Below are 12,882 nucleotides of genomic sequence, written 5' to 3'. Positions count from 1 at the left end.
ACCTTGCCGTGCGTGCTGTCGACCACCACGTCGCGGGCGTGCGGCACGGCGCCGACCGGGAACTGATGGACCAGCGACAAGTCTGCCTGGCGATAGACAGCCACGGTGTCCTGGCGGGTGTTGCTGACCCAGACATTGCCATTGGCATCATCGACGCCCACGCCATACACCGCGAACACCGCACCGTTGGTGCTGCCCGGCACCTGCGCCGGGGTGATGGCCTTGGTCACCTTCAGCGACTTCGGGTCCAGTTTCAGCAGCTGCGACTGGGTGACCGGCGGGCGGCCGACGGCCGAGGTCACGAACACGGCATTGCTGGCAGCACTGTAGGCCGACTGGTACAGGCCCGGCACCAGCTTGTTGGACTGGGTGGTGAACTTCGCCTGGCCCGACAGCGGCAGCTGCGGCGACACACGCAGCTTCAGCACGGCTGCGGCGGCCGGCTGGCTGGCGCGCACCACCACCGGATGGGTACCCGGCACGGCGTCGGCCGGAATGGCCAGCTGGGTCTTGAAGTTGCCATCGGCATCGACCACCACCGGCTGGCTGTTGAGCACGGTATCGCCACGCAGCAGGCTGACCTGCTGGCCCGGCACGAAGCCGCGGCCGGTGACATCGGCGGTGCTGCCGGGAACCACGTTCTCACCGCGTGAGACAACCTGGCCCTTGAAGGTAGCGCTGGCCGGCTGGTCGAACACCGGCTGTGCGCTGGCGGTCACTGCCAGCAGCAGGCCGGCGGCCAGGGAAGTGAGGCGGAAAGACGGACGGAATGACATGGAAGGCTCCTTGCACACGTAGGCCGCGCCTGGTGGCGCGGGATTCATCGGTTGCCTTGGCCGCTGCACATCGACAGTCCGCCTGGGTAGTGGGGTCGCACGGCACTGCCGTGCGAGGGGGTCATTCGGCGGCGTTGTCTCCACCGGCCGGCGGGCCGTCGGCGGCGCTGCGGTCGGTCACGCCATAAAGCTCGTGCAGCGCCGCGTGGAAGGACGCCGGCAGCATCGGGCCATGGCCCAGGCCCGGGAACTCGCGGTACTGCACGCTCAGCCCCGGTACCTTGCCCAGGCGCTCGGACAGCTGCATTGCCGCATCCGGGGTGGCGCCACCAATGCGGCGCAGATGCGCGACCACGCGCGGATTGCTCATGTCGCGCTTGCCACGGTCGCCGACGCGCTCGGCACCGCCCAGCATCAGCCACACCTTTGCTGGCTGGCCATGCACGTTCTGAACGAACTGCTGCTCGATGTCACCCAGCGGCGCACCCTGGCTCCACCACAACGACGGGCTGGCACTGAGGTAGTACTGGAAGGCGGCCGGACGGGTGTACAGGCTGCTGAGCACGAACAGGCCGCCCAGCGAATGGCCCCACAGGGCCTGCTGCTGGCGATCGATGTTGGCGCGGCGTTCCACTTCGGGCTTGATGCGACGCTCGATCATGTCCAGGAAGGCCGCTGCGCCGCCGCCGACAGCCTGCGTCCTGCCGCTTTCATCATCGGCGCGATCGATCCATGCGGTGTAGTCGCGGGTGCGCGACGCCGAATCGATGCGCAGGTCGTTGTCGTAGCCGATCAGCACCAACACCGGCGGCGCCTTGCGTGCGGCCAGCTCGGCCAGCAGCGGCTGGTCCAGCACCATCGCCACGGCGTTGCCGTCCAGTGCGTACAGCACCGGCGATGGCGCCTTGGGGGCCTTGGCCGGAATCGCCACATTCACCCGCCAGCGGCGCTGCTGATCGGGGCTGTCGATCACGAAACGCTCGAAGCGATAGCTGGCCGCCGGTGCATCAAGCACGGTCTGGCCCATCTTCTGCAGCGGATTGCGTTGCTGCGCGTATGCGTACGGGGTAGCCAGGAGCAGGCCCATCATCAAGGCGGCCAGGCCGGACAGCAGCGGGCCGCGGCGCGGAGGCAGGACGGAAGACTTCATCAGTGACGGCGAAAGCGGCACACGGCCACCGGTTCACAAGGGACCGCAGTCTACCTTAAACGCGAATGATTATCACATCGATCAAACGTCACGCTATGTATCACGCGCGCGACAGTGCGTACGCCAGCGCTTGCACCGGAAGTCCGGGTTCATCTACTTTGCCTGCCATCGGGGCGCAGGAATCGCCCCGCCCTTGCGGGTGCCTGCCTGGCCCCTGCCCATCAGCTCCACAACCGCCATGGGATCGGATCCCATGATTGTGAGAACCCCTTGAAGCACAAAGCACTGATCGCACTCGTCGCCTGCCTTCTCGCCCCGCTGGCCGGCCATGCCGCGCCGAGCCTGGCCGGGCTGTATTCGGCCTATGAAGAGGCCGGCTATTCCTCCCTCGGGCTGGAACAGCTCAACCAGACCGTACAGTTCACGGCAGTGAGCCTGGGCGCCTCCAGCAACCTGCAGGGCGAGCCGGTCCTTGAGGCGGGCGATGAGGATGGCCAGGTGCTGGCCCGCCTGACCGCCTCCGACGACGAGCAGAACGCCAAGCTTGCAGCGATGGATGACGGCGTCACCTTCACCGCCAGCTGCACGCTGCAGTTCAGTTCGGGATCGGATTACCTGGCGTTGGGCGACTGCGTTCTGCAGTAATCAGCTTGGCACTGCTGACAGCAGCGCAGAAACGACGAAGCCGGCCCTGGGCCGGCTTCGTTGCATCGGGCCGAAACCCGTTGACTCAGGGGCCGGCGGGCACCGGACCGTACAGGTTGTCCTGCGGCGTACCCGGCAGCAGCGCAAAGATCAGGATCACCACGCCACCGCCCGGCACCAGCGCCAGCAGGTACAGCCACCCTGACTGGTTACAGTCATGCAGGCGGCGCACGGTCACCGCGATCAACGGCACGATCGTGGCCAGCCAGAGCGCACCCAYCAGTGCCACCGCGCCGATCGTGATCCCGGCCATCCAGCTGGAATCGGCGTCCAGCACGAGGCCGGCAACGAGCGCCACTGTCAGCGCAATCACGCATACCGCGGCTCCCGCAAGCAGCAGGAACAGCTGGAACATCCAGTACTCGCGGCGGTTGGCGCGGCCCTCGAACTGGGCATAACGCTTCAACGGCAGAATCATTTCCTGCACGGCATCGTTCCTTGAAAAACAAGCCGCGCAGTCTGCCAAATGCATGCGGGCGGGGCAATGCGCCGCCTTGCCACACGCAGACGACTACGCGCCCTTGGCCGCCCTCGCCGCCTCGCGCTCGGCACGCAGCCGGTCGAGCTTTTCCTTCAACTTGATCTCCAGCCCGCGCGGCACCGGGTTGTAATACACCCGCTCGCCCATCGCATCGGGGAAACCGGTCTGGTCCAGCGCGATGCCGCCCTCGGCATCGTGGTCGTACTGGTACTCGGCACCGTAGCCCAGCTCCTTCATCAGCTTGGTCGGTGCATTGCGCAGGTGCAGCGGCACTTCTTCGGTACCACTGTCGCGCACATCGGCCTTGGCCTGGTTGAAGGCGGCATAGCCGGCATTCGACTTGGCGGTGCTGGCCAGGTACAGCACCAGCTGCGCGAAGGCGAGCTCGCCTTCCGGGCTGCCGAGCCGCTCGTAGATGTCCCACGCTTCCAGCGCCATGCTCTGCGCGCGAGGATCGGCCAGGCCGATGTCCTCGATGGCCATGCGGGTCAGCCGGCGCGCCAGATACGAGGGATCACAGCCGCCGTCGAGCATGCGCGTGAGCCAGTACAAGGCGGCATCAGGATTGGAGCTGCGCACGGACTTGTGCAGCGCCGAGATCTGGTCGTAGAACTGCTCGCCGCCCTTGTCGAAGCGGCGGGTGCGGTCGGCCAGCACCTGGGTCAGCGTCTGCGGGGTGATGCGACCACCCTCCCCGCCCGCCAGCTCGGCGGCGATTTCCAGCAGGGTCAGCGCACGGCGGACGTCGCCATCAGCGGCGGTGGCGATTTCCAGCAGCAGCTCGGGCGCGACTTCGATGCGTTCCTCGCCCAGCCCGCGCTCGCGATCACCGAGCGCACGTTCCAGCGCTTCGACGATGTCAGTCGGCGAGACACCTTCCAGCACATGCACGCGGCAACGCGACAGCAGCGCCGAGTTCAACTCGAACGACGGGTTCTCGGTGGTTGCACCGACGAACAGGATGGTGCCGCGCTCGATGTGCGGCAGGAACGCATCCTGCTGCGCCTTGTTGAAGCGGTGCACTTCGTCGACGAACAGCACCGTGCGACGACCTTCGGCGAAGCGCTGCGCGGCCTCTGCCAGCACCTGGCGCACCTCCGGCAGGCCGGACAGCACGGCGGAAATGGCACGGAATTCGGCGTCGGAGTATTCAGCCAGCAACAGCGCCAGCGTGGTCTTGCCGCAGCCGGGCGGTCCCCACAGGATCATCGAATGCACGCGTCCGGATTCGACGGCACGGCGCAACGCGCTCTCTGGCGCGAGCAGACGCTTCTGCCCGACCATCTCATCCAGGGTGCGGGGGCGCATGCGCTCGGCCAGCGGGCGCATGTGTTCCCGATCGACACTCAGCAGATCGGGGCCGGGGAATGAAGTGGAGCGATGTCTTGGCACGCGGTCATTGTACCGCGAGAGCATGCCAACCAAGGTTGACACCTACCAAGGCGGTGCCGGTTGACACCCACCAGGGCCGGTAGCGCCGAGCCATGCCCGGCGGACCGGAGATCTGCGGCAATCGGTGGTGCCGGCCACTGGCCGGCAGATCAAAAGCATGACAACCAAGGTTGACACCTACCAAGGCGGTGCCGGTTGACACCCACCAGAGCAGGTAGCGCCGGGCCATGCCCGGCGGATCGGAGATCTGCGGCAATCGGTGGTGCCGGCCGCTGGCCGGCAGATCAAAAGCATGTCAACCAAGGTTGACACCTACCAAGGCGGTGCCGGTTGACACCGACCAGCGCAGGTAGCGCCGGGCCATGCCCGGCGACCGCGATCAGTTGCCGATGACGTCGGTACCCGCCGGCGGGGTGAAGCGGAAGGTGTTGGCGGCGAAGCTGGGGTTGCGCTTCCAGCCGCTGAAACTGATCACGGTGCGCTGGCCCACGGCGTCGGTGATCTCCATCTTCGCCAGGCCCTGCGCGTTGAAGCCCAGCGCGGCGTACTGGAAGCTGGCTTCGGTCTCGCGCTTCGGCGACAGCGACAGCCACTGCAGGCCATCGCGGGTGGCGGCCTCTTCGCTCACGTCGTACTGCTGCTCCAGCAGTGCCGGATTGATCAGCGCGGTCAGCGGGCTGTTCTGCTCTTCCTTGCCCTGCTCGCGAACGGTCGCCTGCTCCAGGTCCGGCTCGAACATCCACACCTTCTTGCCGTCAGCCACGATCAGCTGCTCGTGCGGGCGCACGTACTCCCAACGGAACAGGCGCGGTGCCGACAAAGCGACGCGACCACTGGTGGATTCCTTGACCTTGCCGCGGCTGTCGAACACCTGCTGGCTGAACTGCCCATCCAGGCCCTTCAGGCCGGTGGTGAAGGTTTTCAGGTCATCACGGGCGCCGGCCCAGGCGCTGCCGGCAGCGGCGCAGGCCACGGCCAGAGTGGTGGTGGCAAGGAAACGGCGGAGGCGAAGGTTCATGCGGGGATCCTGTGGGYGCGCGGCCAGGAAAGTTGGGTGCCAGTGTGCCCGGCGAAAGATGAATGGGCGATCAGGACGCCATTATGACGCCCTGATCGCTGATCGGCGATTCAGCTGCCAGCGGCCGGCAGCTTGCCGTACAGCACCTGGCCACGGAAGCCGCGGCGTACCTCGCGGAACAGCGCGCGGAACGCGGCATAGTCCTGCGGCTGGCACAGCGCCTCGGCGCCGCGCACCGCGTTCTGCTGCAGGCGGTGATGCACGGTCACTTCCTGGCCCTGCCGGCTCCAGTCGACCCGGTACTCGCCGGCGGCATTGGCAAACCGCTGGCTGCGCGGAATCGCGATGATCGGGGCATTGGCCGGGAACTGCAGGCGATAGGTTTCCTCGCGCAGGCTGGCATTGCAGTAGAACGGCGTCTCATTGTCCGGCGCCGAGGCGCTGGCATACAGCCCGCGTACCGATTCACCACCGGGCGGATCGGGCACGGCCATGCCGCCGGCCACATCGAAGTCCACGTAGTCCTCGGCCTGGAAGGCCATGCGATAGCCAAACGGCCGGGTCAGGTCGACCGGCACACCCTGCAGCTGCAGCTGGCCGCGGCCATCGAAACCGGACGCGGCCATGATCGATTCTTCAGCGCGCGCCCGGTTCTGTGCATTGAGCTGGGCGAACTGCGCGCGCATGCCGATCTCGGCGTTGTCGCTCAGCTGCGGCACTGTCTCGCCACGCAGGTTGCCCTGCGCGTCGAAGGTGAAGCGCACCTCCATCACCGTGGCGTTGCGCTGCGGATCATTGGCCGGCGTGCGTGCCAGGGTGGCATCGCGGGTGTGCAGCACCGGCGCACCAAGGTCGCCATCAGGCAGCTGGCCGAAGCGCGCCCAGGCACTGGTCGAATCCAGGTACAGGTCGAACTCGGGCACGTAGGTGATGGCGTGGTTGAAGCGGCCCAGCAGCGGAATCTTCGGCAGCGTCGGGCCGCCACCGGCACCGATCAGCACCGGCGAACTGGTGATGCCCTTGGCCGCCAGCAGCGCCTCGAGGATCGTTACGTGGTCCTTGCAGTCGCCATAGTGGTTGTCGAGGATGCTCTGCGCACTGTTCGGCTCCAGGCCGCCATTGCCCAGGTACACCGCCACGTAGCGGATGTTCTGCGCCACCCAGCGGTACAGCGCATCGGCCTGCGCGCGGCGGTCGCTGATGCCGGCGGTGACTTCATCGGCCAGCGCCTGGATCTCCGGGGTGACCTGTGCGGCCGGCCCTGCTTTCAGTTGGTAGGCGCGACCCATCTGCGCCCAGTCGCGATAGGTGCTGGCCATGATGTTCGGCCCGAACTCCCACACCGCCGCCGACCAGTTCTGCGCCTGCATCGGCTCGCGGCGCTGGTAGCGCCAGCGCCATTGCGCCTGGCCGTTCTTCACCACCGGCCGGTCACTGCCCTGCACGCCACGGCTGTCCACGAACATGGGCAGATTGGCCGGCGCGCTGAGGGTCACTTCGGCATCGTCGTACTGGGTGAACACATTGAAGGTTTCCCACAGGCCAAAGTAGCCCGGGAAATAGGGCGTCAGCTGGGTCCGACGCACCTGGTAGAACAGCCGCGTGCCCGGCGCCAGGTTCGGGAACACGATCACCCGCACCTTGCGGTCGGCATACATCGCCGCCGAGGCACTGGAATAGCTTTCCTGGGTGTAGATGCGATCAGCCGGCACTTCGCGGCGCTGGCCGTCGGCGGTCAGCGTATAGGCGTTGACCACATCCAGCGTTTCCATCTTCTCGCTGTAGCTCAACCGCACCTGGCTGAACTGCTCCACCGCTGCCTTGGTCTTGAGCAGGATTTCGTAGGTTTCAGTCTGCACGTTGCCGGCATCGGCGCGCACCTGGTAGTCGGCGCGATAACGTACGAAGCTGAAGTTGTTGCTGGCCTCGGCATCGCTGCCGGTGGACGGTGGCGCGACTGCGGGTACAGCCGTCGCGGCGGCATCGGCCAGCGCCGGGYCGGATGCCAGCAGGCAGGCCAGCGCCAGCGCGCAGGAAACGGGTTGAAGCATGCGTCGGTTCCTTGGACGTCGGGAATGCGGCAGGGCTTGGCTTACTTCGGCGGCGGCGGTGCCAGCACGGTGCGGTCGCCGTTGTGCTCGGGCGGACTGACCACACCGGCCGCTTCCATGGCCTCGATCAGTCGCGCTGCGCGGTTGTAGCCGATCTTCAGGCGACGCTGCACGCCGGAAATCGACGCGCGGCGGGTCTCGGTGACCACGCGCAGCGCTTCGTCGTACAGCGGGTCGGACTCATCGCCGCCGCCGGAACTGGTCTCCGGCAGGCCGGTCGCACCGACCACCACGCCATCGCCCATCGTCTGTACTTCGTCCAGCACGCCGTCGACATAGTCGGYCGGCCCCATTGCCTTGAGGTGCTCGACCACGCGATGCACTTCCTCATCGGACACGAAGGCGCCGTGCACACGCTCGGGCATCGCCGTGCCCGGCGGCAGGTACAGCATGTCGCCGTGACCGAGCAGCGTCTCGGCGCCGGACTGGTCGAGGATGGTGCGCGAATCGATCTTCGAGCTGACCTGGAAGGCGATGCGGGTGGGAATGTTGGCCTTGATCAGGCCGGTGATGACGTCCACCGACGGGCGCTGGGTAGCCAGGATCAGGTGGATGCCGGCCGCACGCGCCTTCTGCGCCAGTCGCGCGATCAGCTCTTCGACCTTCTTGCCGACGATCATCATCATGTCGGCGAATTCGTCGATGAAGATGACGATGAACGGCAGCGTCTCCAGCGGGCGCGGCGCCTCGCCCAGCTCCGGGTTAGGCTTGAACAGCGGGTCCATCATCGGCTGGCCAGCGTCCTGGGCGTCCTTCACCTTCTTGTTGAAGCCGGCGAGGTTGCGCACGCCCACCGCGCTCATCAGCTTGTAGCGSCGYTCCATCTCSGCSACGCWCCAGCGCARGSCGTTGGCGGCSTCCTTCATGTCGGTGACCACCGGCGCCAGCAGATGCGGAATGCCCTGGTAGACGCTCAGTTCGAGCATCTTCGGGTCGATCATCAGCATCCGCAGGTCTTTCGGCGACGCCTTGAACAGCAGGCTCAACACCATCGCGTTGACCGCCACCGACTTGCCCGAACCGGTGGTACCGGCCACCAGCAGGTGCGGCATGCGCGCCAGGTCGGCCACGGTCGAGCGACCGGCGATGTCCTTGCCCAGCGCGAGGGTCAGCGAACTGGCCGACTTGTCGTACTCCTTCGAGCGCAGCAGCTCGGACAGGTAGATCATCTCGCGGGTGACGTTGGGGATTTCCAGGCCGATCACCGACTTGCCCGGAATCACATCGACCACACGCACCGACTTCACCGACAGGCCGCGGGCGATGTCCTTGTCCAGCGAACTGATCTGGCTGACCTTGATGCCCGGCGCCGGCTCGATCTCGAAGCGGGTGATGACCGGGCCGGGGTTGGCGCCGACCACCTGTGCATCGATGCGGAAGTCCTTGAGCTTGAACTCGATCTGCCGCGACAGCGCGTCGAGGGTGTCCTTGTCATAGCCCACGGGTTGCGGCTTGGGATCATCCAGCAGGGCCAGCGGCGGCAGGTCCGAGCCGTCGCCATTGACGCCACGGAACATCGGGATCTGGTTGTCGCGCTTGGCCCGGTCGCTCTTTTCGATCACCGGCTCCGGGCGCGGCTCGATCTTCACCGGCTCGCGCTTGGCGCGCACTTCGGCATCGGCCTTGCGCACTTCCTGGCGTTCCTCGCGAAGAACGCGGGTCTGCTGCCATTCGGTGGCCTGCTCCTTCTTGCGCTCCAGCAACGGTGCCAGCGACATCACGCCGCGACCGATCTTCTCCATCACCACGAACCAGGACAGGCCCGTGGCCAGAGTGATCGAGGCCAGCAGCAACACCAGCACGAACAGGTTAGCGCCCAGCGCACCAAAGCCCACGCTGAGCGAATTGCCGACCAGCTTGCCGAGGATGCCGCCGGCACTGGAGACATCGCCACTGAACAGGCGCACGTGCAGGAAGCCGGTGCCGGCGATCAGGAAGCCGACCAGGCCGACCAGCCGCAACGCGGGGTCCAGATCGTTCTCGCCCTTGCTCTCACGCTTGAGGCCGAACATTGCGATCCAGGCCAGCGCGCCCAGCACCACCGGCAGCAGGAAAGCGATGTAGCCGAACAGCTGCAGCAGCACGTCGGCGATCCACGCGCCCGCGCGGCCGCCCATGTTGTGTACCGGCGCAACCACGCTGCCGGTGTGTGACCAGCCCGGGTCCGTCGCTGAATAGGTGAAAAGGCTGGCAGCCAGATACAGCAGCGCCGGCGCGATGGCGATCAGACCCAGGTCGCGCCACAGGCGCTGACGGCGTGGGTTGTCGGTCGTGGCCGCTGCCGCCGAGCGACGCGATGCCTTTTTGTCGTCGGACTTGGAGCGTTCGGGGACCTGCTTCGCCACCTTAGACCATACCTTTGGAATGCGCTGTTAGTGTTTGATAATAAACGAGACGGCGTCAGTTTTCAGTTATCCGTTGCCGCGCAAGCGATGACAGGGCCTGAAACCGCCCGTGGATGGCGCTGTTCTGTTCATCGGCTTGAATCGCCCTGCCCCAGCCGCCACTCTATGACCAGCCAAGGATGCTGTGCAAACATCGCCGCGCCTTGTCCCATCTACCTTTTCGCGAGTCTACATGAGCACCAGCCTGCCCTCCCGCCACCAGCGTCTTGTCATCCTCGGTTCCGGCCCGGCCGGTTGGACCGCTGCCGTCTACGCTGCCCGCGCCAACCTGAAGCCGGTCGTCATCACCGGCCTGCAGCAGGGTGGCCAGCTGATGACCACCACCGAAGTGGACAACTGGCCGGGTGACGCCCATGGCCTGATGGGCCCGGACCTGATGGCGCGCATGCAGGCCCACGCAGAGCGCTTCGAGACCGAGGTCATCTTCGACCACATCCATACCGCGGACCTGTCGCAGCGCCCGTTCAAGCTGATCGGCGACAGCCACGAATACACCTGTGACGCCCTGATCATCTCCACCGGCGCGACCGCCAAGTACCTGGGCATCCCGACCGAAGACGAGTTCAAGGGCCGCGGCGTCTCCGCCTGCGCCACCTGCGACGGCTTCTTCTACCGTGACCAGGACGTGGTCGTGGTCGGCGGCGGCAACACCGCCGTGGAAGAAGCGCTGTACCTGTCCAACATCGCCCGCAAGGTCTATCTGGTCCACCGCCGCGACACCCTGAAGGCGGAAAAGATCATGCAGGACAAGCTGTTCGCCAAGGTTGAAGCCGGCAAGATCGAAACCGTCTGGCACCACCAGGTGGAGGAAGTGCTGGGCAACGAGGCCGGCGTGACCGGCGTGCGCGTGAAGTCGACCCTGGACGGCAGCACCCGCGACATCGATGCCCACGGCTTCTTCGTGGCCATCGGCCACCACCCGAACACCCAGCTGTTCGACGGCCAGCTGACCATGAACAACGGCTACCTGGAAATCCGTTCGGGCCTGGGCGGCAACGCCACCCAGACCTCGGTGGAAGGCGTGTTCGCCGCCGGCGACGTGGCCGACCAGCACTACCGCCAGGCGAYCACTTCGGCCGGCTTCGGCTGCATGGCCGCACTGGACGCAGAGCGTTACCTGGATGCACAGGGCAAGGCCAGCTGAGGCTGGCTTCTGTAGCGTCGAGACAGAGTTGACTTGAAGCGGGCGCGAAAGCGCCCGCTTCAAAGCATTCAACCTGCCGTCGCGGGCTCCACACCGGCAGAGATGATCGGAGCCTCGCTCAACCCGCGCGATGTTCGGATGCACTGCACGACGTGGCGCACAGGTGGCGATTTCACGCCATCGGCGTCCACGACCCGCGTATCCCACAGAATTGGCGCACTCCCGGCGTTCTCGCACCGCAGGGTAATCTGGCTGGGTTTGTCGTCGGGGCTAGTGATGCGAACCTTTCCGTCGCTGCAGGTCCATCCGGGCGGGCAGCCCACGTTCGTGGTGACCAGTTCGATGGGGTACTGCGGATAGCCCTCGAAGGCGACATCCACCTGCTGTGAGCTTCCCTGAGGCAACCGTATTCCCTGGATGGGCTCGGCCTCCAACGGAACGCAGCCCTTGCCTTCGCGGAAGAGCCGGTAGCCCTTCTCAACTCCTTTCATGGAAGCGGCACGGAACACCGGGTCCTGGAGGGCGGCGGCGTCCGCGGCATTTGTGTGAAAAGCCACCTCGACCACTATGGACGGCATGGTTGCGAAGTTGTTTTCACCATGTCCTGCGGCGACGCCATCTCGGGGAACAGGAAAGTCAGCGTAACCCTCCTGTGCGGTGATGAGCTCCCGCATGTAGCACAACGTCAGATCGGCCAGCTGTCGATCCGCTGGCTTGCTTGAATGGTAGAAAACCCTTGACCCACGGGCAACGCCTGGGACATCCGCATTGGTGTGAATGCTGAGCATCCCTGCAACGCCGAGATGATTCGCGTAGTACGGTCGAGCGCGGATGTCATCTGACACCTCCCTGTCGCTCGCAGTACTGTTCGCAAAGTGATTCCAGATATCTGTCCGATCAGGAAGAAGATCCTTGAGATGGTAACGAGCTGACATCTCATACCACGGACGCATTGAATCCGGGTGCGTACCGCCCCCGCCGCGACGCGCACGATGCACGGTCACACCCCCTCGATCTTCCAGCAGCCGTTGCAACTCGTCCGCATATCCGGGCGTAATCAGATCCTCCTGCACGCCATTGCGTACAGGCCGCTGGAATTCCCACCCCATACCGGGGTGCACTCTCAGCAGCCCGTGACTGGCCGAGACAAGAACCTGGCCCCCTGCCTGCCTGGCAGAGCCCTGCTCTTGCGCACTGATGCCGCGAGGAAAGTGTTCCCAGTAGGGCTTTCCCTCGTAAAGAATGACCGTTTCAACTTCGCCTACGCCGGCCTGCGTCGTGTAGGCCTCCAGGGTGTTCCTGATGTGCTGCTCCAGTTCCTCGAGCGAATGATCGTCCTCCGACGGCAGGATTCCAGCCCCGAAGCTGATGACGAGCTTCCTTTGCTGGATATCAACAGAGGCACCAACTGATATGCCCGTGGATCTGGACCTGCGCAACTGGTGGTCATCCAGGATCTTCTGTGCTTGCCGCGTCAATAGAAGATCCAACGCCACATCTGTATCAGCGGCGGGCGGTAAAGGCTGAGTGAGCGCCTGCGGACAGGGTAAGGTGCAGGCAATGATCGACGCCAATCCAATGGGGCGGAACGCGCGCACGAAATTCATATCAGTTCCTTTGAAAGGTTGGGGAGTGCGCCACGCGTGTCGCACGGATCAACACTGCCAAGCCCTCAAAAGGGATGTAATGCTAGGCGTTTC

General features: G+C 65.6%; 10 protein-coding genes. 2 read left to right on the top strand and 8 right to left on the bottom strand.

The window, feature by feature from the left end:
* A partial coding sequence (locus AC1DJN_RS09280; RefSeq protein WP_478039122.1) for a YncE family protein occupies positions 1 to 776 on the bottom strand: 776 nt, incomplete at its 3' end.
* A 121-nt stretch (positions 777 to 897) separates the two neighbouring features.
* Positions 898 to 1,926 (bottom strand): alpha/beta hydrolase, encoded by a 1,029-nt coding sequence (locus AC1DJN_RS09275; RefSeq protein WP_223485500.1) that lies wholly within the window; start codon positions 1,924 to 1,926, stop codon positions 898 to 900.
* A gap of 270 nt (positions 1,927 to 2,196) precedes the next feature.
* On the opposite strand from AC1DJN_RS09275, the gene AC1DJN_RS09270 reads away from it, so the two are divergent.
* A complete protein-coding gene (locus AC1DJN_RS09270; protein WP_442252058.1) occupies positions 2,197 to 2,571 on the top strand; it encodes a hypothetical protein in 375 nt (124 codons plus the stop codon).
* A gap of 85 nt (positions 2,572 to 2,656) precedes the next feature.
* Here AC1DJN_RS09270 and AC1DJN_RS09265 read toward each other — a convergent pair whose 3' ends face one another.
* The 5 genes from AC1DJN_RS09265 to AC1DJN_RS09245 form a co-directional block, all read right to left on the bottom strand.
* On the bottom strand, positions 2,657 to 3,058 hold the full coding sequence (locus tag AC1DJN_RS09265; protein WP_478039121.1) for a DUF805 domain-containing protein: 402 nt from the start codon (positions 3,056 to 3,058) through the stop codon (positions 2,657 to 2,659).
* 84 nt (positions 3,059 to 3,142) lie between these two features.
* Positions 3,143 to 4,528: a replication-associated recombination protein A gene (locus AC1DJN_RS09260; protein WP_051501584.1), complete on the bottom strand. Its 1,386-nt coding sequence runs from the start codon at positions 4,526 to 4,528 to the stop codon at positions 3,143 to 3,145.
* Positions 4,529 to 4,883: 355 nt separating this feature from the next.
* Positions 4,884 to 5,522, bottom strand: coding sequence for an outer membrane lipoprotein periplasmic chaperone LolA (gene lolA / locus AC1DJN_RS09255; protein ID WP_032974810.1), 639 nt, complete (start codon positions 5,520 to 5,522; stop codon positions 4,884 to 4,886).
* Positions 5,523 to 5,632: 110 nt separating this feature from the next.
* Positions 5,633 to 7,573 carry a DUF3857 domain-containing protein gene (locus AC1DJN_RS09250; protein ID WP_478039120.1) on the bottom strand — a complete coding sequence of 647 codons (1,941 nt, stop codon included), beginning with the start codon at positions 7,571 to 7,573 and terminating at the stop codon, positions 5,633 to 5,635.
* A 41-nt stretch (positions 7,574 to 7,614) separates the two neighbouring features.
* Positions 7,615 to 9,978, bottom strand: coding sequence for a DNA translocase FtsK (locus tag AC1DJN_RS09245; protein ID WP_478039119.1), 2,364 nt, complete (start codon positions 9,976 to 9,978; stop codon positions 7,615 to 7,617).
* A 232-nt stretch (positions 9,979 to 10,210) separates the two neighbouring features.
* Between AC1DJN_RS09245 and trxB the strand changes: the two genes are divergently transcribed.
* Positions 10,211 to 11,182 (top strand): thioredoxin-disulfide reductase, encoded by a 972-nt coding sequence (trxB, locus tag AC1DJN_RS09240; protein WP_478039118.1) that lies wholly within the window; start codon positions 10,211 to 10,213, stop codon positions 11,180 to 11,182.
* A 68-nt stretch (positions 11,183 to 11,250) separates the two neighbouring features.
* On the opposite strand, the gene AC1DJN_RS09235 is transcribed toward trxB, so the two are convergent.
* On the bottom strand, positions 11,251 to 12,789 hold the full coding sequence (locus tag AC1DJN_RS09235; protein ID WP_442252055.1) for an N-acetylmuramoyl-L-alanine amidase family protein: 1,539 nt from the start codon (positions 12,787 to 12,789) through the stop codon (positions 11,251 to 11,253).
* Positions 12,790 to 12,882: the final 93 nt, after the last annotated feature.

The organism is Stenotrophomonas sp. 05L414_2 (assembly GCF_056397905.1).
The sequence above is the reverse complement of the archived record's forward strand: the minus strand, read 5'-3'. Positions and strand labels throughout refer to the sequence as shown.

What these genes read in the sequence shown, in the direction of transcription:
- AC1DJN_RS09275 (WP_223485500.1), bottom strand. Translation starts at nt 1,926, where the DNA reads ATGAAGTCTTCCGTCCTGCCTCCGCGCCGCGGCCCGCTGCTGTCCGGC.
- AC1DJN_RS09260 (WP_051501584.1), bottom strand. Translation starts at nt 4,528, where the DNA reads ATGCTCTCGCGGTACAATGACCGCGTGCCAAGACATCGCTCCACTTCA.
- lolA (WP_032974810.1), bottom strand. Translation starts at nt 5,522, where the DNA reads ATGAACCTTCGCCTCCGCCGTTTCCTTGCCACCACCACTCTGGCCGTG.
- AC1DJN_RS09235 (WP_442252055.1), bottom strand. Translation starts at nt 12,789, where the DNA reads ATGAATTTCGTGCGCGCGTTCCGCCCCATTGGATTGGCGTCGATCATT.